Here is a 24,285-nt window from a genome sequence, read left to right as displayed (position 1 = left end):
TGTATAAAAGAGAGGTAATTATGAATATTAAAGAAGTAGCAAATATTTCAGGCCTAACGCCAAATTCTATTCGATACTATGAACGATTAGGTGTAATTCCTCCAATTCCGAGAGATAAAAATGGAAATAGAGTTTTTGGCGATTTGGAAATACAATGGCTTAACTTTGCGCGGGATTTAAGGCATGCTGGCGTACATGTTGAAAAAATAATTGATTATACAAAACTTGTTTCACAAGGTGATTCATCAATTAAAGGTAGAATTAATTTATTGGAAGAAACTAAAGACGAGTTAGATGAAAAAATCTCTGAATTAAAACAGACACGTGAACATATACAATTTAAAATAGATAACTATGACTCGCATATGATTAAAATTGAAAAAAATTTAATGAATGAAGAAATGGAGAATTAGAAATTATGTGGACTCAAGAAGAATTAGATGCGATTGATCAAGAAGATTCGTTATTTATTTCAATTCCAAATGCTGAAGGAAAGATGCATAAACCAACATACATTTGGGGTGTGTCATCAAATGGAAGTTTCTATGCTAGAGGTGCCAGCGGGGTAACCAGTAAATGGTACCAAGCAGCATTGGTAGCTAAAAAAGCACATATAGTTATTGGTAGTGTTGAAAAAGATGTTATTTTGGAGTTCCCAACAGACATTAAAACAAAAATAAATGTGGATAAAGCATTTAGACAAAAATATAATTCCTATTTAGACTTAATGACAAGTGAAGCTGTTTCAGCAGCGACTGTGAAAATGATTCCCATAAATTAAAAAAATTTGCCTTATAGTTAGGGCGAGGGTATTTAATGTAAATATTAAATAAAAAGAGGAACATAATTATGACATATAAATTCTTAAACCCGATTACTTTAAAGCATGGTGCAAATCTTAGAAATCGAATCGCTATGGCACCGACAACTTTGGATTCATCTTTTTATGATGGGCATGTTTCTAAGGATGAAATTAAATATTACGCAACTCGAGCTGGTGGACCAGGGATGATAATTGTTGAAGCAGCCTATATAGAGGAATTAGGTAAAGGATTTCCAGGACAAATAAGTATTGCTGATGATAGTCTGATTAAAGGATTATCAAGGATTGCAACTGGTATAAAAAATGGTGGATCAAAAGCAGTTTTACAGTTACATCATTCTGGTCGTCTAACTAATCATAATTTATTAAACGGAAAACAACCCGTTGGTCCTTCTCCAATTGCAGATCCCAATGGAGGTGAGTTACCAAGAGCGTTAACAAGTGAAGAAGTTGAGCAAGTAATAGAATCTTATGTTCAGGCCGTAAGAAGAGCAATTGAGGCCGGATTTGATGGGATTGAAATTCATGGGGCGAATAAATTTTTACCGCAACAATTTTTCTCACGTCAATCAAATAAACGTCAGGATAAATGGGGAGATAAATACAGATTTATTTTAGAATTAATCGATAAAATATCTGAAATTGTATCTGAGATGGCAACGAATCATTTTATTATTGGATATCGAATGAGCCCAGAAGAAACCTTTGAGGGTGGATATCATTATAATGATTCAATAGAATTAGCTAAAACTATCAGTCAAGGTGGAAAGCTTGATTATATTCATTTGTCTCAATTTGAAGCAGTTGGAACGCCTTTTGTAGATCAAGATATAAAAACGCCTTTAGTAACTATGTTTAATGAAGCTTTGAATGATGATGTTGCATTGATTACGGTTGGTGGAGTTCGAAATGCTGCGCAAGCTGAAAAGGCCATGGATGCAGGCGCTGATATTGTTGCTATGGGTATTCAGCTGATGGTTGATCCTAAATGGGTTGAAAAACATGAGCGGCATGAAGAAAGTGCCGTGCGCTATATCTTATCTCCGGCTGATTATGATGATTTAAATATTCCTGAACCTGCAGTTAGAATGTGGCTAGAGGGTGGATTAAAGGATTTTGTTCGGTTTGCCAAAGATGAATAATTAAATTAAAAAGAGCTTTAAATTTAAAGCTCTTTTTTTGTTGTACAAAATTAAAAATTGTAATAATCAAATCAAAAAGACTAATGTATTTATTTTTAAGTGCATTTTGCACGCAAAAGGAATATAATCTAATTTAGTGCAAGATGCACCAATTTGAACTAACAAAGAAGGTTAATAATCATGAAAGCAGCAATTATAAATGAAGTTGGACAGATACCAACTTATGGTGACTATGCAGAACCAGTGGCTAAAGCGGGCCAAGTGTTGATTAATGTAAATGCTTCGGCATTGAGTAACCTCACTAAGATGCGAGCTATGGGTCAACATTATTCGGTAGATAATCAAAGTAATTTTATTCCAGGAGTTGATGGTGTTGGGAATACCCTTGATGGTCGACGAGTATACTTTGCTATGACTGAAGCACCTTATGGAGGACTAGCCAATCAGACCGTAGTGGATGAAAGGATGATAGTTCCGATTCCGGATGAAGTTGATGACATTATGGCAGCAGCTATTGCTAACCCAGGAATGTCATCTTGGGCAGCTTTAGTTTACCGGGCTGGTTTAAAGCCTGGACAAACTGTTTTAATAAATGGCGCAACGGGATCAGCAGGAAGCTTAGCGATAAAAATAGCACGTCATTTAGGTGCTGGTAAAGTTATCGTTACTGGTCGTGATGATAAAAAGTTGTCAGAATTGGGAGCTGATGAATATGTTTCTTTTGATTCAACTAAAAAAGCTGATAAAGAAGGAATGATTAAGAATTTAAAGCCATTAGCTTCAGCAGGAATAGATATTGTATTAGACTATTTATGGGGTGATTCGGCATTGGCAATTATGATAGCAATAGCGAAAAGCGATTATAAACAACCAACTAGATTTATAACGATTGGAAGTGCTGCAGGTAAAAAAGAAGTTGCCTTACCATCTGCCCTCTTCAGATCATCAAAGTTGGAATTAATTGGAAGTGGGATTAACAGCGTATCCGTCTTGAACTTATTAGAGTCTATAGCAGGGGTTTACCACATGGTTGCTCAAGAAGGGCTTAAAATTCCTACAACAGTATTTTCATTACCTGAGATTCAAGAGGCTTGGGTAGCACCGACGGCTCCTAGAGCTGTAGTTAAGGTTCGGTAAATAATGTTAGAAGATGATATTTTTACAAGCTTGATCGCCTTGGTAACATTTTTTAATAAACCTAGTCGTGATAAAAAAATGGTTGAAAATGCACACATTAATTTAGACCCTACAGCCTTTCCAATTTTTGTCGGTATTGCTAGAATGCAACCAACTAGTGTTGGAAATTTAGCTGATACGGTGGGAAAGAATCATTCCAGTGTGAGTCGGCAAATTGATAAATTGGAAAAACAAGGTTTAGTACAAACGTATTATTCAGTAGATGATGCAAGAATTCGTTTAACAGAGTTAACTAAACATGGCAAACGATTTAATAACCTCATTAATGAAACTCGACGACAGGTAATGCGCGAAGCCTTGAATGATTGGTCTGATAAAGAAAAGTTGGAATTAAAAGTTAATTTAAATCATCTAGCTGAAACTATGAGTAATATTCCAGAATAGTGTATATCTTAATAAAATTGAAACAGAGTTAGGCCTAATTAGCTTAGCTCTTTTTTGTCTATAAAGAAGATAATGATAGTCAAATTGTAAATAACAAAATGTGTTATTTATCTACACTAGGTAACGTTTATTAAATAAAAATTAAAAGAATCGCTGTTCTTAGTTAGATGAATATAATTATTTAATTTAAATCAACTAGAATTGCCATAATTCTGTTAGAATAAAATTAATCTTTATGTTATTTAACTATATATATGTAAATTAAATATTGAATTTTAATTATTCAATTCAAGGAGGAATAAGTATGAAAAAAACAACTATATTAAGCATAATAATATTATTATTTAGTGTATTTTTAAATCCGAGTATAGTGGTAGCAGAGGCGATAGCTAGTCCACAAGATACAAACATAAATTTCATAAAAAATGTCTCAATTACCGATGGTAGTGGAAAAAATTTAGCTGGCAGTACTGTTAGTGAAAGTACAAAAGTTCAATTTAATATGGATTTTGAAGTACCAAATAGTTATACAGTAGTCCCTGGCGAAAAGTATATTATGAATATTGATAATATCATTAAATATCGAACTGGAGTTAAACCCATTGACCTTAAATTTAATGGAGTTTCAATGGGAACAGTAGATATTATTAATGGGCAAGCGATTATTACTTTTGATGATAGTGTTAAAACGCTAACTAACATTAAAGGTGAATTTAGTTTTTGGTCAAATTTTGATAAGTCACAAATCGATTATGATAATGGAAATGATATTTTATTACCGACATCGGACAATCCAGATAATAAAATTCATTTAAAATTTTCTAAGGATAGTGGTGGGGGGTCTAGTGGTGAAAGCCTTATTTCGAAGAGTTTAACATATGATAAAGAGGATCCAACTATTATTGATTGGTCAATCACAGTGAATAACGTTGGTAATGCTGTTAATAATTCTATTTTTGTGGACCGTATGGATCCAGGTATGGAATATATCGCGGGCTCTACTGTTATAAAGTATCGTAATTATAAAGGATCTTCTGAAGTTTTAAAGGTTGATAATTCAGATTTAAACTTTATTAAGCAAGGTGATGGTTCCGCGCAAGTTACCGTTAATTTTGGTGAATTAACTTCTAAAGCTTCACAAGATCCAAATGCTGTTACATCAATTTTAATAACGTATAAATCACGTATTATAGATAATGGTGTATTAGGTAGATATGCAAACCATGCTATTTCTTTTGATGGTAATGATGAATTAGCGAAGGCTAATAGTACTGCTAGCTGGCGTGGTCAAGATGGTGGCGGTAGTGGCGATAATAATGCTAAAGATCTTAAAGGTAAAAAGATTTGGAAGGATAATGATAATGCCAATCAATTACGTCCAGATCATGTTGTTATTCATCTTCTGAGAAATGGTGAACAATTCCTTACTAGATCGGCACTAGCTAGTGATGATTGGAATTATGACTTTACAAATTTAGCTATCATGGATCCGGATGGAAATCCCTATAAGTATGAAGTTAAAGAAGAAGGTATTCCTAACTATACAAGTAAAATCATTGAAACGGATGATGGATTTAACATAGAGAATTCTTTGAATAATGATATTAAAACATCAATTGTCGGTACGAAGAGTTGGGAAGATGATAATAATTCAGAATATATGCGGCCATCATCAGTTGTGATTAATTTATTACAAAATGGAAATAAGATTGATTCTAAAGTTGTTAGCGCAGATACTAATTGGCAATATAAATTTAATAATTTATCTTTAAACGATAAAGATGGGGAAAAATACGAATATACTGTCAGTGAAGATAGAGTTCCTAATTATTTAAGTGATGTTAATGGTTATGATGTGACTAACACTTTTAATCCTGATATTTCTATCTCAGGAAACAAAACCTGGGTAGATGAAAATAACGCTAAAAAGACCCGCCCAGCAAGTATAACGATCAACTTATTKGCGAATGGAAAGCAAGTAGAATCTAARAAGGTTTCAGCCGCGGAAGATTGGAAGTATAAGTTTAGTAACTTAAACAAAAATGATGCCGCAGGCAAAGCGATTGTTTATACCATTAGTGAAGATGATGTAGATGGTTATASWAGTGAGATCAATGGGTACAATGTGAAGAATACATTGTTGAAGGGAATTACACCGGTCTTACCACAAAAGACATCAGTTTCAGGAAGTAAGACCTGGGTAGATGAAAATAACGCTAAAAAGACTCGCCCAGCAAGTATAACGATCAACTTATTGGCGAATGGAAAGCAAGTAGAATCTAAGAAGGTATCAGCTGCGGAAGATTGGAAGTATAAGTTTAGTAACTTAAACAAAAATGATGCCGCAGGCAAAGCGATTGTTTATACCATTAGTGAAGATGATGTAGAAGGTTATACGAGTGAGATCAATGGGTACAATGTGAAGAATACATTGTTGAAGGGAATCACACCAGTTTTGCCACAAAAGACATCAGTTTCAGGAAGTAAGACCTGGGTAGATGAAAATAACGCTAAAAAGACACGCCCAGCAAGTATAACGATCAATTTATTGGCGAATGGAAAGCAAGTAGAATCTAAGAAGGTTTCAGCCGCGGAAGATTGGAAGTATAAGTTTAGTAACTTAAACAAAAATGATGCCGCAGGCAAAGCGATTGTTTATACCATTAGTGAAGATGATGTAGATGGTTATACGGGTGAAGTCGAGGGCTACAATGTGAAGAATACATTGTTGAAGGGAATTACACCGGTCTTACCACAAAAGACATCAGTTTCAGGAAGTAAGACCTGGGTAGATGAAAATAACGCTAAAAAGACCCGCCCAGCAAGTATAACGATCAACTTATTGGCGAATGGAAAGCAAGTAGAATCTAARAAGGTTTCAGCYGCGGAAGATTGGAAGTATAAGTTTAGTAACTTAAACAAAAATGATGCCGCAGGCAAAGCGATTGTTTATACYATTAGTGAAGATGATGTAGAWGGTTATACAAGTGAAGTCGAGGGCTACAATGTGAAGAACACATTGTTGAAGGGAATCACACCAGTCTTACCACAAAAGACATCAGTTTCAGGAAGTAAGACCTGGGTAGATGAAAATAACGCTAAAAAGACWCGCCCARCAAGTATAACGATCAACTTATTGGCGAATGGAAAGCRAGTAGAATCTAAGAAGGTWTCAGCYGCGGAAGATTGGAAGTATAAGTTTAGTAACTTAAACAAAAATGATGCCGCAGGCAAAGCGATTGTTTATACCATTAGTGAAGATGATGTAGAWGGTTAYACRRGTGARGTCGAGGGCTACAATGTGAAGAACACATTGTTGAAGGGAATCACACCAGTTTTGCCACAAAAGACATCAGTTTCAGGAAGTAAGACCTGGGTAGATGAAAATAACGCTCAAAAGACCCGCCCAGCAAGTATAACAATCAATTTATTGGCGAATGGAAAGCAAGTAGAATCTAAGAAGGTTTCAGCCGCGGAAGATTGGAAGTATAAGTTTAGTAACTTAAACAAAAATGATGCCGCAGGCAAAGCGATTGTTTATACCATTAGTGAAGATGATGTAGATGGTTATACGGGTGAAGTCGAGGGCTACAATGTGAAGAATACATTGTTGAAGGGAATTACACCGGTTTTGCCACAAAAGACATCAGTTTCAGGAAGTAAGACCTGGGTAGATGATAATAACGCTAAAAAGACTCGCCCATCAAGTATAAAGATCAACTTATTGGCGAATGGAAAGCAGGTAGAATCTAAGAAGGTTTCAGCTGCGGAAGATTGGAAGTATAAGTTTAGTAACTTAAACAAAAATGATGCCGCAGGCAAAGCGATTGTTTATACCATTAGTGAAGATGATGTAGATGGTTAYACGGGTGARGTCGAGGGCTACAATGTGAAGAACACATTGTTGAAGGGAATTACACCGGTCTTACCACAAATTCCTAATACCCCAGAGTTACCTGTTATACCAGATAATAATAATCCAGAAGATAATAAAGATACTTCAAATGGAAATGATAAAAATGACGATATTGTTGAAAACATTACGAAGAACGTAGAAACTTTATTGCCCAATACGGCATCACAAAAACTTACAGTAACTGGGTTAATCAGTGCAGTGTTAACATTATTAGCTGGAATGATTGTTTGGAAGAAGCTTAAGTAATATTTATTCAAGGATTGGACAAATTCGATTAAAACCACTACTGATATTACAGTAGTGGTTTTATTGTATTGATATAAAAAATAGGATATTAAATATTGTTTGTCTTGGTGGGCAAAAATTAAAGTAAATTAATGAAAAGGATTTCAAGCTGGTTAACGCCAGGGAATGTTTTTTTAGATGGATTAGTCATTCAATAACAAGTAGTCTAAATATTTAGCATTAACCAATGGTTAATGCTGTCTGAATAAATTAGCACATTCTCCGGTTGCGTATTTCTAGGTATACTACATTTAGTTACTTGGAAGCGATGGAATGAAATCGGGACATAGTGATGTAAAGAAACACAATAGGAGTTATTAAATCAAATATATACAAAGACTCTAAGGATTATACAGCGATCCGTTAATACGAATTTATAAGGAGAAAACTAAATGTTTTTACTATTTTTAATACCTATTTTGATTGGAATTGGTGTATCTAGTCAGACAGCTATCAATGCACAGCTGCGTTCTTACACTAAATCACCATATTTAGCATCAGCCATTTCATTCTTTATTGGTATGCTATTGCTAATCGCTTTAACTTTTATCACTAAACATACTATTGCAATTCCAGCATCTGTATTTAGTAATAACCCTTGGTGGATATGGTTGGGAAGTATTACTGGTGCATTTAGTTTAACGGTTAATATTTTACTTTTTGCTAAATTAGGAAGCAAATTAGCAGCTGTTTTACCAATTTCTGGACAAATTATGATGGGGATTGTGATTGACCAATTTGGGCTATTTTCTTCTCCAATTACAAAATTAACATTGGTTAAAATAATCGGCCTTGTTTTTGTTATTTTAGGCTTGTTAAGTATCGTTGGGATTTTTGAATCTAGTAAAAAAGTTTCTAACTCATCTACAAAGAGGGTTCCACATCAATTTATTTGGGAACTATTAGGGATTTTTAGTGGAGTATTATTTGCTATTCAAACAGCAACCAACGGGCGATTAGGAGTAGTACTTCATTCACCAATTCATGCGGCGTTAGTTACCTTTACGGTAGGAACTATAGTTTTAATTATTATAAGTTTTATTACAAAAGCTCCTGTTTTAAAATTCAATAATAATGGCAATAAGCTGGGTAAAAAAGATTGGTGGGTCCTAATTGGCGGTATTCTTGGTGGAATCAATATTATTCTTATTGCTTGGTTGGCACCACAAATTGGAACAGGGGCGGTGGTAGTTATTTCACTCTTTGGTCAGTTAGGATTTAGCATTTTAGTTGATCAATTTGCATTTTTCAGGTCTTCAAAGATTCCGGTGACGCGGCTTCAAATTATTGGCGCTGCTGTTATGCTTGTAGGGATCGTAATTGTTTATTTTGTATAAATTAAATTAATTTTATACATCTTGTTAAAGTTTGATATTTCGAAAAAAATATTTTCAATCAATATTGATTAAGTATATAAAAAATAATCCTATTAAATTGTTTAAAATTTAATAGGATTATTTTTTTAATTTTGATATAATTTTTCACTTTCTTTAATAAAATCACGCACATGATTAGATGCATTATTAGAATAAATAATTCCATAAGGCATTTTATAATCCCATTTCATCGGAATAGTGACCAAGGCTGGATGAAGGTCTTTCCAAATATCTAAAGTTTCCATAATATAATTTTCTTGTTCGCTTAGATTAAAAGCATCAATATCATAGAAATTGTCGGTATTCACAATATTGATTTTAGAGTGGCTTGTTTCAATTTCGGTACGTAATTGATCTAGTTCTGGAGATTGACCTCTTCTAACAAGAAGCAATGACTCATCGTCCAAATCAGACCAATCAAGACTTTCTTTTTTAGCTAAGTGATTTCGACGTGGAACGGCACAATAGCAAATTTTATTTTCAAGTACCGCCATCTTGTATGGACCATTTAAAATTTCATACGAATCACCGGGACCAACAAAGCAATCAAGAGTATCGCCTAATGATGTAAGCATTTTTTGCATGCTACTTGGATCATCACCAAAAGGAACAATCTTTAAATTGAATGGAAGTTCACCACTGTTAACTTTTGACCACAGATCAATTAGGAGACTTCCTGAACGTAATAGTGAAGTGCCAATTCGGATAACTTGTTTTTCATTTTTAGAAATATTTTGAGCCTGCTCAACTGCTGTTTCTGAGGCTTTAATTAATTGTAAAGCTGAGTTATATATAGATTTTCCGGCTGCAGTTAGTGTTACTCCTTTGGTGGAACGATTGAATAATTTAACTTTGGTAGCATTCTCTAAAGACTCAATTTGTTTCATAACTGAAACGGGTGAAATAAATAATTGAGCCGCAGCTTTTGTAAAGCTACCTGACTCCACTACTTGAATAAATGTATCTAGTTTCGCGTCATACATGCAAAGATATTCCTCCTAAGTATTAACCTATAATTAACGCAATACTATCTTCTTAGATGATCCTTTGTCAACTTTAATTGTATACTTATATAGAATAATTAAAGGAGTAGTAATTATGAATCTAATCAGCATTATAGTCATTATTTTAGCATCAATCACCATTAGTAACTTTATCTCTAAACTTTTCCCTCAAATTGCGAATACTTATTTGAATACAATCTTTGGTTTTGGTATTGGATTGTTACCATGGGTAAGAAATATATTTCCGCAACTGAATAATGAAGTTTTTATGCTAGTTATTCTAGCACCATTACTTTTTTTCGATGGTCAGCGGAAACCGATAATTAAAATTGAAACACGTTTAAAAGAAATAGTTGGTAGCTCAGCCGTTTTAGTTCTTATTTCAGCATTAATTGTGACATTTTCAACCCATGTATTGCTGGGATTAAATGTAGCATTTGCTTTAATTATTGCTGCCATCAGCACACCGACAGATGCGACTGGATTTGAAACGATAATTACCAGTCGGAAAGTTGACTCGGGTGTTTCTGATCGAATTAGTGAAGAGGCTTTATTTAATGACGCTTCTGGAATTATTTTATTACAAGCAGGATTTTTATGGTTTGCAACGGGAACCATATCTTTTAGTCAAAACTTCGTCCAATTTTTGTTTATGACCATTGGTGGGGCAATAATTGGAATCATTTTAAGTAATTTAGTAATTATAATTAGGCAATTATTGATGCGATCAACATTTAATGTTAATTCTTCGCAAACTTTACTGTATATTTTAACTCCTATTTTGATTTATTTTATTGCTGAAAGTTTACATACCTCCGGGATAATTGCTGTGGTTATTGCTGGATTAACGCATAATAGTGAATCGAATCGAAGTCGTTTTGTATCTTCACGGCAAACAGTTTTTACGTTACAGTCGATTTCTTTCTTAACTGAAGTTTTAAATAGTGTTGTTTTCTTTATTTTAGGAATTTCTTTAGCTAAAATTACAGCTGTTCCAATCCCAGCACTCGTACCTGTGTTCTTTTGGATAGGAACGGGAATTTTAGTATACTTTTTGCTAATACTTTGCCGTTTTATTTATAGTAAATTTAAATATTCTGTAAGGGAAAGTATCGTTTTTAGTTTTGGTGGTGTTCATGGAACAGTCACATTAGCAATGACTTTTATAGCTAGTGATTATTTGCCAAATAATTTATTTATTGGGTTAATTATTACTGAAACAACAATTATTTTACTGAGTTTCTTAGTACCAACCATTCTATTTAAAATTATTCTACCGCAAAGTCCAGATCCCAATACACGTGAACAGCATCTCCAAAAAATTCGGGAGCAGGCAGTATCTATTGGAATAAAGACCATTGAGAATTTAAAAGTTGATTCAGAAATTAAGGAAATGGTACTTTATGATTTACGTGACCAGAGTAAAAGAAACTCAATTGGAAGTTTTCTAAAACAGTATCGCCAATTTGGTACAAATGGAACTCATTTAAATCATTTAAAAAGTCGTAATCGTCAGAAGTTGATGATTCAAGCATTTACGGCCGAGCGCAATTATCTATATCAACTGGCTAATCAAATTCCTGAACAGACGGATCTTATACATGAAATCTATAGTGAAATTTTATACGCTGAAATTCTTATGTTGGACTCTCAAAATCGTCTAGTTTAAAAAAAGCTTCCCTTAGATAGAATTTATTTCTATCTAAGGGAAGCTTTTTTGGAATGAAATGATTAATAATTTGCTTCTTCTTGCATTGATGATGGCCAATAAGTGGTTGAGGCTTTATGATCTAAATTTCTGATCTCGTTAATTTCATTAGCATTTAATTGAAAGTCAAAAATGTCTAAATTAGTAGCAATATGTTCAGGATTAGTAGACTTAGGAATCACCATGATGTCTTCTTGGGTTAAGAATCTTAAAATGGTTTGAGCCACAGACTTTTGATGATTAGCTGCAATGTTTTTAAGCAACGGGTCTTGCAACATATTCGTTCTACCCTCTCCCAGTGGAGCCCAAGCTTCATGCAGAATATGTTGTTCGTTTAGATAGGTATGCATTTTCTTTTGTTGCCAATATATATGAGTTTCAATTTGGTTTACTGCCGGAATAACATCACTTTGATTGATGATTGCTTGTGTTTGTTGACTATTAAAATTACTTAACCCAATAGCCCTTACCTTACCAGCTTTATATGCAGCTTCTAGAGCATGATAAGTTTCTTCATCGTGGATCGTTGGCCAATGAATAATCATTAAATCAAAGTAATCTAGCTGGGCGGTATGAAGTGATTCATCAATACCACGTTTAGTATCATCATACCCAGAAGTCTGGACCTTCGAAGTTACAAAAATTTGGTCTCGTGAAATACTGCTTTTGTTAATTGCCGCTCCAACTTCTTTTTCATTACCATAATTTTGGGCGGTATCGATATTACGATAACCAAGGTCGAGCGCCTTAGTAACATTTTTTTCTGTAATACTATTAGGCATTTGATAAGTTCCAAATCCTAATTTAGGTACTTTTACACCATTATTTAATTCAAAATATTCCATAGTATTTAGCTTCCTTAGTGATTAATGTAAAAAGATTGCAGTTAATTATTTTTATGAGATAGTCATTCGTACTATGAATAACTATCTATATTTAATCTTAACCCTTATTTTTAGAAACAGAACTTAAAAAAAGTTAATTACGTGTGAACGAATGATTAACGCTAAATTGATTATAAATTGCTGCTTATTTAAATTGTAAATGCTTTTAAATTTTGGCTAACATGTTTGATTTCAAACAATTTAAAAATTGACGATGTAAAAAATACATCGTATACTTGAATGAACGTTCCAGAAAAATATAAGATTAGTTGATTAAATAATTTTATTAAGTTAAAGAATTGAAACGAGAAATTAAAATTTCAGAAAAATTTAGATGAATTAAACCATTCTATAAATTAAAAAAATGTCCTTACTTTGTATTGAAGGTTAGGGAACCTTAAATTAGTTTCTTTTGATGGAAGATAAGGTAAAATTGTTAAGCATTTTAAGGAGTAGTATTACTGATGGAAAATTATTTAGAGAGTCCTAATCGTTTTGTTGTGGCAAGGGGAAGCCATAAATTTGCATATCGTGAAATGGGAAACAAAACGGGGCGTCCATTACTTTTATTGAATCACCTTTCGGCAACTTTAGATAATTGGGATCCAGCATTAATTGATGAATTAAGCCAGAATCGTTGGATTATAGTTTTTGATAATTCTGGAATTGGTTTGTCAAATGGGACTGTGCCAACGAAAATTGAGGAAATGGCAGATGAAGTGGCTTATTTTATAGAGGCATTGAATTTGCAAGAGGTAGATTTACTAGGTCTTTCAATGGGAGGATTTATTGCCCAAGATTTCACGCTAAAATATCCTAAAATGGTTCATCAATTAATTCTCGTTGGAACGGGTCCTAAGGGAGATCATAAAATTGGGGATGTTGGTAAAGTTACCAATCAATTTTTACTTAAGACCATCTTTACCAGGCAAGATGTGAAAGAACGTTTGTTTTTTACCACCAGTACAGAAGGTAAGACAAAAGCTCGTGAATTTATAGGCCGGTTGAAGCAGCGTGTCGTTGTAAAAGATCAAAAAATAGCTTTAACTGCCTATTTAAGACAGTTAAAAGCAATTAAAAAATTTGCGAATGATCAAAATGATGATTTGACGAAAATAAATGCGGAAACCCTAGTGGTGAACGGCGATACAGATGCAATGGTGCCAACGCAAGGTTCTTATGCAATTGCGCAACAGATTCCAAATTCGCAGCTAAAAATTTATGCTGATGCCGGACATACTTCTTTATTCCAATATCCAATGGACTTTTCAAAAGTAGTAAATGAATTTTTGAAATAAAATTTTTTAATAAAAGAGATCATCGTTGAATGATCTCTTTTTATATTCAAGATATTAAATTTAATTAGAATTACTTATAGTATTTAGTATGCCCTTTTCAATAATGTCATCTATTATTTGAGAAAGTTCTTCAATACTAATATCAGTATTTTGCAACCATGTCTTAATCACGCCGAGTAACCCATTAGTAAGAAATTGTAATGTGATTTCTTGTTCAATTGTAGGATGATCAATTACAATTCCAAAATATTTTATATTGTTTTGGGAGAAGGTATACATCTCTGTGAGGATTTTAGTCTCAAAGGTTAAATCTCCGTTTTCACCTATCATAGCTGAAATAAAAGAAGAATTGTTATTTAGGACACTAAGAACTTCAGTTCGATACGTATTAAAGCTTGATGAAGTAACATTGTCATCAAGATATTTTTTAAGAATATCTTTTGTCTGATCCAATATCTCATCTTCTTTTTTATTAATTAAATCAAATTTGTCATCAAAATGTCGGTAAAAAGTTCCTCTATTGATTTTTGCTTCTTTGGTAATATCAGATATTGTAATTTTTGAAATATCTTTGGTGTTTAAAATTGTGATGAATGCATCGATAATTTGAGCTTTTGTTTGATTAGTTTTATGTGAATACATAATAATTCCTTTCAAAAATGAACAATAAATGAATGGTTGTTGTAATTGAAACGATTTTCAAATTATTGTTTCTGTCTTTATTACTTACTTTAAAATATAATAATAATCGAAGAAAAGCAACAGAGTGTTGAAAAAAGAACTAGATGTTGCTTTTAAATTAACTATTATAGGAGAAGTGAGATGTTCAAAAATAAATTTCATATTTTGTCGCTAGTTGTGGCTTTAATAATGGGTATACTACTAATTATTGCCCAAATTCCCAGCACTAAAGTTGCGCCTAAGAACTTACCGTTAGCCATTGTAGATACCGATAATACAGTTGTCACTAAAAATATTGTTAAGCAGTTAACCAGTGTAACTTCAACTGGTGGAAAAAATGCAACTACGATTAAGTGGAGTAAAATTAATAGTGAAAAAGACTTAAGGAATGATATGGATCATCAGAAGTATTATGGTGCATTAATTATCGATAAGAGTTTTTCAAAAGATATCACAAATTTACCAATGCCAAATGCAAAAAAGCCTGAGATGCGTATCATTATAAATCAAGCTAAAAATGCGACAGTGGCTACGTCAGTTCAAAATGTTTTAAGTACGATGACAAATAAAGTTGGACAAAACATATCCAACCAGGTTATTACCAAATCACAAATGATGAATGTTAACATTAGTCCCGAAACTGAAAAAACATTGTTAAATCCAATAAATGTTACGACTAAAACGGTTCATAGTACCAAAGACCGACCAACTGCTAGTTCAAGTTTTTTCCAACCTATATGGATGGGAGCGTTATTGGGAACCGTCATGATGCTGTTAGCTCAAAAAGGTTTTGAAGATAGAAATAAAGGTGCAAAGCTATCTTCAAAATTGATTGAAATTGGGGTGATTATTGTAATTGCATTATTTTCAGGATTTATTTCAACAATTGGTGCCCAAGAGATCCTTGGATACTCATATTCAAGCTTTGTAACGGTGGTATTCTTCGCTTCACTTGCCTCACTTGCCTTTCAACTGTTAATGTTTGGAGTTGAACTATGGATTGGTATGGCTGGTATTCCGGTCTTCGCTTTGTTGATGCTATTTTCAATGCCAATTGTTAACTTGGCCCCAGAGATGTTAACGTCATTTTACTCTAATTGGGTGATGCCATGGCTACCAATGAGGTTCTTGTTGGATGGAATGAAGTCAATTGTTTATTATGATTACTCATTTTGGAATGGTAATACTCAATCTTTGCTTTGGGTTGTATTAATTGGAATAACACTTGTAATTTCTTCAGTATTTAAATCTAATAAAAAGGCTCAGGTTAAGGCTAATTAAAAAATAATATGAGTAAACACATAACTGTAATAATTATTGAAGTTAGGTACTTATAAAGAAATATTTAGAGACTAGATAAATAAATACACCTATGAAAAAGCCAATTTAGGCAGATTCGTAGGTGTATTTTTAATTACTATTTATTGATTATCAAGGTTGTTTTTTTGATATTTATGAAATAAATTACTATTTAAAATAAAACAGTGTTGTTATATCTAACTATATGCAGGAATATTATTTATTATTAATGTCATTCTTACCAAAAACGACATTAATAATGTCAATTACTTACGCTTTAGCTAAGTATTTTATTTTATTGTATTGTTGCTTTTGTATGTTATCTATGTAGGAAAATGATTGATAAATATGGATTAATTAGAAATTTATTCATTAAATCCATCAGATATTGATATTCTAAGAGCGTTAGATGGCAATGGAAGGTGCGTTATTAAGGCTAAATAAATCTAAGTAACCATTTATGTGATTAAACAATAAGGTATGGATCTTCTCGTAGATGGCTTAGCAGTGTAATTAAATAAAATATTTAATATTAGGAATTAAAAGATATGGTAAATACAAGTAAAAGAGAAATTATTAATAAACATTATAATGACTATTTCAAAGATAGTATAAATTTAACTTTTGGTGAGTTTGAAATATATCTACAAATTGAAGATGAAGATACGGTTTTAATGAATAGGACAGAAGGAGTATTGCTATGGAGATTTTATCATTCACTTGATTTTAATCCATCGCTTGCATATGACCACTATTTATATTTGATATACTCTCTGAATAAAACACCCCAATATATCATAAAAAATAGACTTAGTGATATATATGATAACAACCCTAAAATAAAGAAAAAAGTTTATGGATTTTTTGGTAGCAAATTATATAAACTTTATACTGAAAAATATCACGCTACTTTAGATGAGTTGTATTATCAAAATTTTTATAAGAGTAATAATTCATATAATTTAGAAAGAGATAGTACGAATTCTAGGATTTTATTGAGCAGATTTGAAAATGAAGAAATTATTTTCGTTGGCAAATTAGATGATATGAAACTTATTGAGCATCAAGATACAGTCAGATTATTATTTAGGAATGTATTTGTGGTAAATAATAAAATTAAATCAACATTATATTATGATCATATAAACTTATTTTTAGGGTTAGCTAAGGCGAAAAAATTATCTTTAGGTCATTATTACCATAAAAATGGCACTGTTGAAAGGTATCATCGTTCTAATGACTCAAAAAATGATCCAGAGTCATTTGGGATAAATATATCCTAATCAACTTAATTAAAAAAGCATTAAAAATATACGAAAGATATATTTATGATTACATTTTATGTTTTACAAAAAACGATTGGAATAGATAAAGGAGGAATTAATTCTTCCTCTTTTATGCATGCTAACGAATTATATAAACTAAATTTAGGAAATGTATATTTAGTGCATATCGAACCGACGCAAATTAAGAAACAAGATTTGGAATTTAATCTTCATGCAGAAAAGGGCTTGATGGAAGGATTAGGTGTTTTACAACCTGATCAATTCCTTTCAAAAAGTGATCAAGCTAATTGGCTTCTTAGCTTAATAAAGAATGATTTAAAACGAAATGAGAAGGTATTCATAATTAATGAAGATAAAAGTTTATTTCAAATGGTAGTTTTATATAAACATATATTTACTAATTTAAAGTTAATACAAGTGATTCACAATAATCATATGGATTTGCATGGTGGGGTTAAAGAGCAATATCAGTATATGTTTGACAGGCAAAATGAAGTTGATAAATTCATTGTTTTAACAAAACAACAAAAATTTGATTTGATAGATACTCAACTAATCCGTCCAGAAAAAACAGTATATCTACCAAATGCTATTTCTGAAAATGTTTTTATTAGAAAAGAAGTAAACTTACGAAAAGAAATCAACATTTTTACAAGATATAATGATCGACAAAAAGGAATAACTAAATTTTTAACACAAATTATGCCACCTGTTATAGCACAAGTTCCTAATGTTCATGTTAATTTCTATGGTGCACTGAATAAACCTGAGGAATCTTCTGTTGCACAACCATTTATAAAAATAGTTAATGAAAACAAATTATATAATAACGTAACTATAAATGATTATGTGAATGGAGAAATCAAACGTAATTTGATGAGTAGGACGTTATTTACAGTGTTGTCTTCTAATTATGAAGGTATGCCTCTGACTATTCTAGAAATGGCACAGTATGGAGTTCCAACCATTGCTTTTGACGTGAAGTATGGACCAAGAGAATGGATTAATAATAATGAAAATGGGTATCTAGTGGATAATGGGGATGTGGATTTATTTGTGAAAAGGATGATTTATTTATTAACTAATCCTGAATTAACTCATAAATTAGGCATCCAGGCACAAGCAACAGTTAAAAATAAGTATCAAGATACAAAAGTTATGCTAATATGGTCAGAATTAATAGCTAAATTAGTAGATATAAATTTTAAATAGTCAAAATTTAATGTAGCCAAATGATTGACCGAGCTGGTAGACGAATTGAAATAAGTAGATAAAAAGGACGAACTCAAGGGTTCGCCTTTTTTTGTGGAGAATTTGTATTCAATCTGTACTAATAATTTCTATGTATAAATATAAAGAAATGCAGGGTAAGGAGTTTCCTAATAAGATAATGGTGGATTTGGATCTATATTTGAGTTGATGGGAATATATTAATTAATTATAAAAAATTTATCTTAACATAATAGCTCATATAATTTGGTAACATAAGTTACCAAAAAAATACAAATTATGCATATTATATGGATGAAAACAGAAATAAATGTAACCGATATCAGGATTATAATATGGCCCGTATAGACATAAAAATAACGATAAAATAACGTATTTAATCTTATATTTATTATTGTCGAGGAGGCTGGTTGTAAGGATGGCAGATATAAAACCAATTTATGTCAATCACCTTTTAAGTGAGGTGGAAAAGTTAACACTGGATGACAAAATAACAGTAAAACTATCAAAAAAGATGTATTTAACCAGAGAAAGCTATTTAGAGTCACATGTCTATATTTTGATTGAGGGTGTTGTTATCATGTCCCTTTTAGGGACGAATGGAGAAAATGTCAATATTTCTTACATGAATAAACCAGGGATTGTCACACTTTTTAGGGAAGAGGATGAAGGATTAGTTAACCAACCTTATGATGTTAAAGTTGATTCCAATACGGCCACTTTTTATAGAGTTAATCGTCTTACGTTTTGGAAACTCGTTAATAAAGATGAAATTTTAAATCAGTATGTAAAAATGTATTATCGACAAAGAATAAATGCAAATGTAGAACGAATGGAATATATGGGTAGTAGCAAGGTTGATCAAGTTGGTGAATTTCTGTACAGATGTATTAAATTATTTGGTGTTAAAAATAATATTAATGGAGAAATATTAATTAATCATAAAATAACACACCAAACGATCGGTGATTTTTGTGGGATTAAAAGCAGGAGTTCAGTAACTAGAATTATGAATAAATTGGTCAGTCAAAACTTAATAGAACAAAAAATGAGATTGATCTTGATTAAAGATGTAGAATATTTTGAAAAATATGCGAGATGAAATTTAAAGTTAACTATGGAGCAATGGAATTAAGATTATCAAACATGTATTGTTGAGTACTACAATTATTGGATTAGTTATTAGACATTCAAAATAATTCAGCAAACAAAAATGGCCAATTTACTGTTGAAAGTAAAAGTAGTTCAAAAGACAATTATACAAATAATAGTCAGAACATCTCAAAGGATGATTCTGCAGATAAGGATAGTGTATCAACAAGTAACTAAGAGTAATGAAAGTTCTAATCAGATAAGATAAATAATTAGTCAACGATAAAATCAAAGTATTAGTGGCACAAGATAATAAAGAAACCAGCACATCCGTTTTTTCGATTTATGCGTGGTTTTGGGTTGAATTGGTAACTAGAGACGTTAGAGTTCGTCGTACTATATGAACGAATTGTAAAATAAATGAAATCAGCTAAAATTAAGATCCATCTATAATCAAATAATATCTATATATTATCGATAAAATAAACGGGAAACTGCCAATGAAGCTAGGTATAACAAGGCTTCATTGTGCCCGTTTTTTTATTTTGGCGGGATTTTGAACGGGGAATATCGGGAAATAACGGAATGAAAATTATATTGCTAAATATAAATGTATTGACAATAAGAAATGTCATTATTAAACTATTCAATAAATGGATTGAATTCAAGAGGTGTAAAATGAATGATTCGATACAAATATATAAAGATCAATTATATAAAGAATTGGCTCGATTAGGGAAGGGTCTTGCTAGCGACAAACGATTAGAAATTTTAGATCTTTTAACCCAGTCATCTAAATCAGTAGAAGTTATTTCTAAAGAAACAGGTATGAGTATTGCTAATACATCAAGACATTTACAGGTATTAAAAGAAAGCCGTTTGGTAAAAAATACTAAAGATGGGAATCGGGTTATTTATAGCATAAGTTCGGAAAAAATAAGTAAATTAATTCTCTTATTAATTAGTGTTGGAGAAGATGAACTTTCTGAAATGAAATCAATCGAACAACTTTCTGATAGCGCCGAGGGTGTAAAAACCATTTCATTAGATCAAGCATTTAGAAATAAAGAAGATAGTTTATTGTTAGATGTGCGTCCAGTTGATGAATACGAAGCTGGACATGCCGAAGGTGCCCTTAATATCCCATTAGATAAATTGGAAGAAAATTTGGATAAGTTACCAAAAGATAAGACAATTATTGTATATTGTCGTGGAAGACTTTGCGGTAGATCTAATCAAGCAACTCATGATTTGAATGAAAGAGGATTTGATGCTTTTAGTTTAAATAGTAGTTATCAAGAGTGGAGAGCGTTAAGTTTGGCTAAATAAAATTAGATTAAATGAATTACGTATGTTCTTAAAAGACATGCGTAATTTTTTTATTTTAAGTAAGGATTATTTGCATTTGACACATTTAAAAAAAGTGTTATTGTTAAACTATTCAATAAATCAATTGAATGATTAAAAACTGAAAGAGGGTTCATGATGTACAGTAGTATAGCTGGCAAAGAATTTTTATTAACSTTAATKWATTTTGAGAATRATTGGTGYGCYCARTGTTATACGCARCGACCAATWATWAAWAARATTAAAGAAGAATATCAAAATGAATTGAATATAGAATTTATTAACGCTGAAGAAAACGCTAAGCTTGCTAATGAATATGATATTCGATCTGCTCCTAGCCTTCTTTTGTTGAAAGATGGTGAAGTTGTCGAGCGTGTTCCTAAATTTATTGATAAAGAAAAATTGGAAATATTGATTCGATATTATTTATAACAAAGGAAGAAGTAAAAAATGRTTAARAAYTTAAMTGAYAAAGAYTTTGTGMAAGAAACTAGTACCGGTRTTACWTTAACTGATTTTTGGGCWRMTTGGTGTCCYCCATGTMRAATGCAGAGCCCTATTGTTGAGCAATTAGATAAAGAAATAGGAAATAATGTCAAAGTTACAAAGATGGACGTTGACGCTAATCCTGAGACGGCTAACGAATTTGGTATTATGTCAATTCCAACTTTAATTATTAAAAAAGATGGCAAAGTGGTTGAAGAACTAGTTGGATTGCATTCTAAAGATAAACTAAAAAATATTTTAGCTCAGTATACAAATTAGAGGATATATTTATGGAAAAATTACCAGTAATAGATAAGTCACAATTGGAAAATAGATWAAAAGATGGAAAATATGTTTTGGTTTTTATGGCAACATGGTGTCCCGACTGTAGTTTTATTAAACCTAAATTGCCAGAAATTGAATCTGATTTTTCAGATTATAAATTTATTCAAGTAGATCGTGATGAAAATATTGATTTAGCTCAAGAAATGAATGTCTATGGGATTCCTAGTTTTGTTGTTTACTCAGACGGGACAGAGATTGGGCGTTTAGCAAACAAGGACAGAAAATCAAAATCAGATGTAGAGGCTTTTTTAAGTGATATAGCCGATTAATAGGAGTTTAAAGCATGAAAAAATATGATGTAGTAGTAATTGGTGCAGGACCTGGCGGAATGACTGCTGCTATGTATGCAGCCCGCGCTAATTTGAATGTAGCGATGCTGGATAGAGGAATCTATGGAGGGCAGATGAACAATACTGACGACATTGAAAATTATCCGGGATTTAGTTCAATTAAAGGACCTGAACTTGGTCAAAAAATGTACGAAAGTGCAACTAATGCAGGTGTAAATTTTGTTTATGGCGATGTTCAGAGTCTTACAGTTGATAACCATAATATTAAACATATTCAAATTGATGACGATATAATTGATTCTAAAGTAGTGATTATTGCAACTGGTTCCACTAATCGTAAATTAGATGTTGAAGGTGAAGATAAATATTCAGGCAGAGGTGTTTCATACTGTGCAGTTTGTGATGGGGCTTTCTTCAAAAATCAAGATGTAACCGTAATTGGTGGTGGAGACTCTGCTGTTTCTGAGGGACTGTATTTAGCAAATATTACTGAAAACGTTAATGTTATTCATCGTAGAAAGCAATTACGTGCACAAAAAATCATTCAAGAGCGTGCTTTTACAAATGATAAAATGGATTTCACTTGGAACACTAGTGTTACTGAAATTATTGGTGACGGAAATCATGTTACAGGAGTTAAGACCTTCGATATTGAAACGGGTGAAGATAAAGTAGTTAATACTTCAGGTGTATTCATATATGTCGGAAACACACCTAATACGGGTATGTTTCAAGGCCTTGATATCACTGACGATTCAGGTTGGATTTTAACAAACTCTGAAATGGAAACTTCAATTCCTGGAATTTTTGCAGTTGGTGATGTTCGTAAGAAGAAATTACGCCAAATCACAACAGCAGTTGGTGATGGTGGTATTGCTGGGCAAAATGCGTTTGAGTATATTGAAGAATTTAAACATGAGTTTGCAGCTACTAAATAGCCGGAGAATTTATTATGGAAATTAAATATTGGTCAGACATTGCTTGCCCATTTTGCTATATTGGATCAAATCGTATGAAGAGAGCAATGAAGGAAATCGGAATTTACGATAAAACTCAATTAGAATTCAAATCTTTTGAATTAGATCCAACATCTCCCAAAGAAACAAATGAAGGATATATTAATCATTTTACACATGGTAATAGAGACCTTGAACCGCAAGCAAGGGCGCAAATGGAACAGATTGAATCAATGGCACATGGTGATGGATTGTCAATGGATATCAATAGTGTTGTTCCAACTAATACGGTGGATGCCCATCGAATAATTAAATTAGCAGAAAGTAAACATGACCCAGAATTAACTGAAAGAGTTATTAGTAGTTTTTATAAAACTTACTTTAGCGATGGATTATCAATAGCTGATCATAAAATTTTATTTGATGCTTCTATCACAGCGGGACTTGATGAAAAAGATATATTAGATGTTTTGAATTCAGATAAATATCATAAAGATGTAATAGCTGATGAAATTGAAGCTCAACAATCMGGWATTCATGCKGCACCWTTTTTTGTAATYAATAATAARTATGSWATTAGTGGTGCYCAACCATATGAWGTYTTTGTTAARGCCCTTAAACAAGTTCAATTAGAGGAGAATTCATTATGAGTTATAATAATTTTGATATAATTGGTACAGACAATGAAACAGGTGTTTGTGGACCTGATGGTTGCTTAATATCTGATCATAAGGAAAAAGATACAAAAAATAATGCTTCAAAAACTAATTGAAAAATATTCATATATTATCGGTMAAATAAACGGGAAAACGGGAAATCCAGAACKAAGTCAGTAATATCAAGACTTCAGGGATCCCGTTTTTTTATTTTGKCGGGATTTTGAACGGGGAACGTCGGGAAATAACGGGGAATTCGAGAYAATTGGCTAAAAGACTGATTGAAAGGGACTCAAAACTAATCATAAAGAACRTAAATAAAGCCAAAACGYATAAGTATCAATGRGTTTGACGTTTTTTGAAAGACGTGATGATCAAATGAGGTCATACATGGTACCTAAATAYATAAAAAATATAAACTTTTGAAATTACGATCAAGTAGGACATAAAAAAGACCYGCAACCAATRTTTGGCGCGGGTTCCCAAGCTTTAATRAATCTGGATTTAKGGRCGAATAATCCCATTAAARCAGAAAAAGACGCAGTTATTTATGGTAAGGGGATCCTTATTAGAAATGGCTGCTTYTTTTGCGTAAATATT

General features: G+C 32.1%; 23 protein-coding genes. 20 read left to right on the top strand and 3 right to left on the bottom strand.

What is annotated here, in order from left to right:
- The first annotated feature begins 20 nt into the window (after window positions 1–20).
- From JC2156_RS08235 to JC2156_RS08205, 7 genes are all read left to right on the top strand, one after another.
- The gene (locus tag JC2156_RS08235; protein ID WP_006846184.1) at window positions 21–413 is read left to right on the top strand and encodes a MerR family transcriptional regulator; all 393 of its coding nucleotides are present in this window, start codon (window positions 21–23) and stop codon (window positions 411–413) included.
- A gap of 5 nt (window positions 414–418) precedes the next feature.
- Window positions 419–781, top strand: a complete 363-nt coding sequence (locus JC2156_RS08230) for a DUF2255 family protein (RefSeq protein WP_006846183.1) — start codon at window positions 419–421, stop codon at window positions 779–781.
- A gap of 68 nt (window positions 782–849) precedes the next feature.
- Window positions 850–1,965, top strand: a complete 1,116-nt coding sequence (locus JC2156_RS08225; RefSeq protein ID WP_006846182.1) for an oxidoreductase — start codon at window positions 850–852, stop codon at window positions 1,963–1,965.
- A gap of 180 nt (window positions 1,966–2,145) precedes the next feature.
- Entirely contained in the window at window positions 2,146–3,102 is a 957-nt protein-coding gene (locus JC2156_RS08220; protein WP_006846181.1) for a quinone oxidoreductase family protein, read from the top strand.
- Between the two features lie 3 nt (window positions 3,103–3,105).
- The gene (locus JC2156_RS08215) at window positions 3,106–3,546 is read left to right on the top strand and encodes a MarR family winged helix-turn-helix transcriptional regulator (protein ID WP_006846180.1); all 441 of its coding nucleotides are present in this window, start codon (window positions 3,106–3,108) and stop codon (window positions 3,544–3,546) included.
- Between the two features lie 304 nt (window positions 3,547–3,850).
- A complete protein-coding gene (locus JC2156_RS08210; RefSeq protein WP_006846179.1) occupies window positions 3,851–7,708 on the top strand; it encodes a Cna B-type domain-containing protein in 3,858 nt (1,285 codons plus the stop codon).
- A 431-nt stretch (window positions 7,709–8,139) separates the two neighbouring features.
- On the top strand, window positions 8,140–9,084 hold the full coding sequence (locus tag JC2156_RS08205) for a DMT family transporter (protein ID WP_006846178.1): 945 nt from the start codon (window positions 8,140–8,142) through the stop codon (window positions 9,082–9,084).
- Between the two features lie 125 nt (window positions 9,085–9,209).
- Here the strand turns inward: JC2156_RS08205 and JC2156_RS08200 are convergent, their stop codons facing one another.
- Window positions 9,210–10,106, bottom strand: a complete 897-nt coding sequence (locus JC2156_RS08200; RefSeq protein WP_006846177.1) for a LysR family transcriptional regulator — start codon at window positions 10,104–10,106, stop codon at window positions 9,210–9,212.
- Window positions 10,107–10,221: 115 nt separating this feature from the next.
- On the opposite strand from JC2156_RS08200, the gene JC2156_RS08195 reads away from it, so the two are divergent.
- Window positions 10,222–11,796, top strand: a complete 1,575-nt coding sequence (locus tag JC2156_RS08195) for a cation:proton antiporter (RefSeq protein WP_006846176.1) — start codon at window positions 10,222–10,224, stop codon at window positions 11,794–11,796.
- A gap of 62 nt (window positions 11,797–11,858) precedes the next feature.
- Here JC2156_RS08195 and JC2156_RS08190 read toward each other — a convergent pair whose 3' ends face one another.
- A complete protein-coding gene (locus JC2156_RS08190) occupies window positions 11,859–12,680 on the bottom strand; it encodes an aldo/keto reductase (RefSeq protein WP_006846175.1) in 822 nt (273 codons plus the stop codon).
- Window positions 12,681–13,183: 503 nt separating this feature from the next.
- Between JC2156_RS08190 and JC2156_RS08185 the strand changes: the two genes are divergently transcribed.
- Window positions 13,184–14,017, top strand: a complete 834-nt coding sequence (locus JC2156_RS08185; protein WP_006846174.1) for an alpha/beta fold hydrolase — start codon at window positions 13,184–13,186, stop codon at window positions 14,015–14,017.
- 60 nt (window positions 14,018–14,077) lie between these two features.
- Here JC2156_RS08185 and JC2156_RS08180 read toward each other — a convergent pair whose 3' ends face one another.
- On the bottom strand, window positions 14,078–14,659 hold the full coding sequence (locus JC2156_RS08180) for a TetR/AcrR family transcriptional regulator (RefSeq protein ID WP_006846173.1): 582 nt from the start codon (window positions 14,657–14,659) through the stop codon (window positions 14,078–14,080).
- A gap of 180 nt (window positions 14,660–14,839) precedes the next feature.
- Between JC2156_RS08180 and JC2156_RS08175 the strand changes: the two genes are divergently transcribed.
- The 11 genes from JC2156_RS08175 to JC2156_RS09125 all read left to right on the top strand — a co-directional run bounded on the left by JC2156_RS08175 (window position 14,840) and on the right by JC2156_RS09125 (window position 23,801).
- Window positions 14,840–15,979 (top strand): ABC transporter permease, encoded by a 1,140-nt coding sequence (locus tag JC2156_RS08175; protein WP_006846172.1) that lies wholly within the window; start codon window positions 14,840–14,842, stop codon window positions 15,977–15,979.
- A 566-nt stretch (window positions 15,980–16,545) separates the two neighbouring features.
- Window positions 16,546–17,280: a hypothetical protein gene (locus JC2156_RS08170; RefSeq protein WP_006846171.1), complete on the top strand. Its 735-nt coding sequence runs from the start codon at window positions 16,546–16,548 to the stop codon at window positions 17,278–17,280.
- A gap of 45 nt (window positions 17,281–17,325) precedes the next feature.
- Window positions 17,326–18,495, top strand: a complete 1,170-nt coding sequence (locus tag JC2156_RS08165) for a glycosyltransferase (protein WP_006846170.1) — start codon at window positions 17,326–17,328, stop codon at window positions 18,493–18,495.
- Window positions 18,496–18,931: 436 nt separating this feature from the next.
- Window positions 18,932–19,615, top strand: a complete 684-nt coding sequence (locus JC2156_RS08160) for a Crp/Fnr family transcriptional regulator (RefSeq protein ID WP_006846169.1) — start codon at window positions 18,932–18,934, stop codon at window positions 19,613–19,615.
- 668 nt (window positions 19,616–20,283) lie between these two features.
- Window positions 20,284–20,934: an ArsR/SmtB family transcription factor gene (locus tag JC2156_RS08155; protein ID WP_006846168.1), complete on the top strand. Its 651-nt coding sequence runs from the start codon at window positions 20,284–20,286 to the stop codon at window positions 20,932–20,934.
- 153 nt (window positions 20,935–21,087) lie between these two features.
- Window positions 21,088–21,384, top strand: coding sequence for a thioredoxin family protein (locus JC2156_RS08150; protein ID WP_338009593.1), 297 nt, complete (start codon window positions 21,088–21,090; stop codon window positions 21,382–21,384).
- A gap of 18 nt (window positions 21,385–21,402) precedes the next feature.
- Entirely contained in the window at window positions 21,403–21,717 is a 315-nt protein-coding gene (gene trxA / locus JC2156_RS08145) for a thioredoxin (RefSeq protein WP_006846165.1), read from the top strand.
- Between the two features lie 11 nt (window positions 21,718–21,728).
- Window positions 21,729–22,052 carry a thioredoxin family protein gene (locus JC2156_RS08140; RefSeq protein WP_038241359.1) on the top strand — a complete coding sequence of 108 codons (324 nt, stop codon included), beginning with the start codon at window positions 21,729–21,731 and terminating at the stop codon, window positions 22,050–22,052.
- A gap of 14 nt (window positions 22,053–22,066) precedes the next feature.
- Window positions 22,067–23,011, top strand: a complete 945-nt coding sequence (gene trxB, locus JC2156_RS08135; protein ID WP_006846163.1) for a thioredoxin-disulfide reductase — start codon at window positions 22,067–22,069, stop codon at window positions 23,009–23,011.
- 14 nt (window positions 23,012–23,025) lie between these two features.
- Window positions 23,026–23,679 carry a DsbA family oxidoreductase gene (locus tag JC2156_RS08130; protein ID WP_006846162.1) on the top strand — a complete coding sequence of 218 codons (654 nt, stop codon included), beginning with the start codon at window positions 23,026–23,028 and terminating at the stop codon, window positions 23,677–23,679.
- Window positions 23,676–23,801: a hypothetical protein gene (locus tag JC2156_RS09125; RefSeq protein ID WP_006846161.1), complete on the top strand. Its 126-nt coding sequence runs from the start codon at window positions 23,676–23,678 to the stop codon at window positions 23,799–23,801. Before JC2156_RS08130 ends, JC2156_RS09125 begins: the two co-directional genes overlap by 4 nt.
- The last annotated feature ends 484 nt before the right edge of the window (window positions 23,802–24,285 follow it).

The organism is Weissella koreensis KCTC 3621 (assembly GCF_000277645.1).
The sequence above is the reverse complement of the archived record's forward strand: the minus strand, read 5'-3'. Positions and strand labels throughout refer to the sequence as shown.

Coding starts and splice junctions, on each gene's coding strand:
- JC2156_RS08235 (WP_006846184.1), top strand. CDS start 21: ATGAATATTAAAGAAGTAGCAAATATTTCAGGCCTAACGCCAAATTCT.
- JC2156_RS08230 (WP_006846183.1), top strand. CDS start 419: ATGTGGACTCAAGAAGAATTAGATGCGATTGATCAAGAAGATTCGTTA.
- JC2156_RS08225 (WP_006846182.1), top strand. CDS start 850: ATGACATATAAATTCTTAAACCCGATTACTTTAAAGCATGGTGCAAAT.
- JC2156_RS08220 (WP_006846181.1), top strand. CDS start 2,146: ATGAAAGCAGCAATTATAAATGAAGTTGGACAGATACCAACTTATGGT.
- JC2156_RS08215 (WP_006846180.1), top strand. CDS start 3,106: ATGTTAGAAGATGATATTTTTACAAGCTTGATCGCCTTGGTAACATTT.
- JC2156_RS08205 (WP_006846178.1), top strand. CDS start 8,140: ATGTTTTTACTATTTTTAATACCTATTTTGATTGGAATTGGTGTATCT.
- JC2156_RS08200 (WP_006846177.1), bottom strand. CDS start 10,106: ATGTATGACGCGAAACTAGATACATTTATTCAAGTAGTGGAGTCAGGT.
- JC2156_RS08195 (WP_006846176.1), top strand. CDS start 10,222: ATGAATCTAATCAGCATTATAGTCATTATTTTAGCATCAATCACCATT.
- JC2156_RS08190 (WP_006846175.1), bottom strand. CDS start 12,680: ATGGAATATTTTGAATTAAATAATGGTGTAAAAGTACCTAAATTAGGA.
- JC2156_RS08185 (WP_006846174.1), top strand. CDS start 13,184: ATGGAAAATTATTTAGAGAGTCCTAATCGTTTTGTTGTGGCAAGGGGA.
- JC2156_RS08180 (WP_006846173.1), bottom strand. CDS start 14,659: ATGTATTCACATAAAACTAATCAAACAAAAGCTCAAATTATCGATGCA.
- JC2156_RS08175 (WP_006846172.1), top strand. CDS start 14,840: ATGTTCAAAAATAAATTTCATATTTTGTCGCTAGTTGTGGCTTTAATA.
- JC2156_RS08170 (WP_006846171.1), top strand. CDS start 16,546: ATGGTAAATACAAGTAAAAGAGAAATTATTAATAAACATTATAATGAC.
- JC2156_RS08165 (WP_006846170.1), top strand. CDS start 17,326: ATGATTACATTTTATGTTTTACAAAAAACGATTGGAATAGATAAAGGA.
- JC2156_RS08160 (WP_006846169.1), top strand. CDS start 18,932: ATGGCAGATATAAAACCAATTTATGTCAATCACCTTTTAAGTGAGGTG.
- JC2156_RS08155 (WP_006846168.1), top strand. CDS start 20,284: ATGAATGATTCGATACAAATATATAAAGATCAATTATATAAAGAATTG.
- trxB (WP_006846163.1), top strand. CDS start 22,067: ATGAAAAAATATGATGTAGTAGTAATTGGTGCAGGACCTGGCGGAATG.
- JC2156_RS09125 (WP_006846161.1), top strand. CDS start 23,676: ATGAGTTATAATAATTTTGATATAATTGGTACAGACAATGAAACAGGT.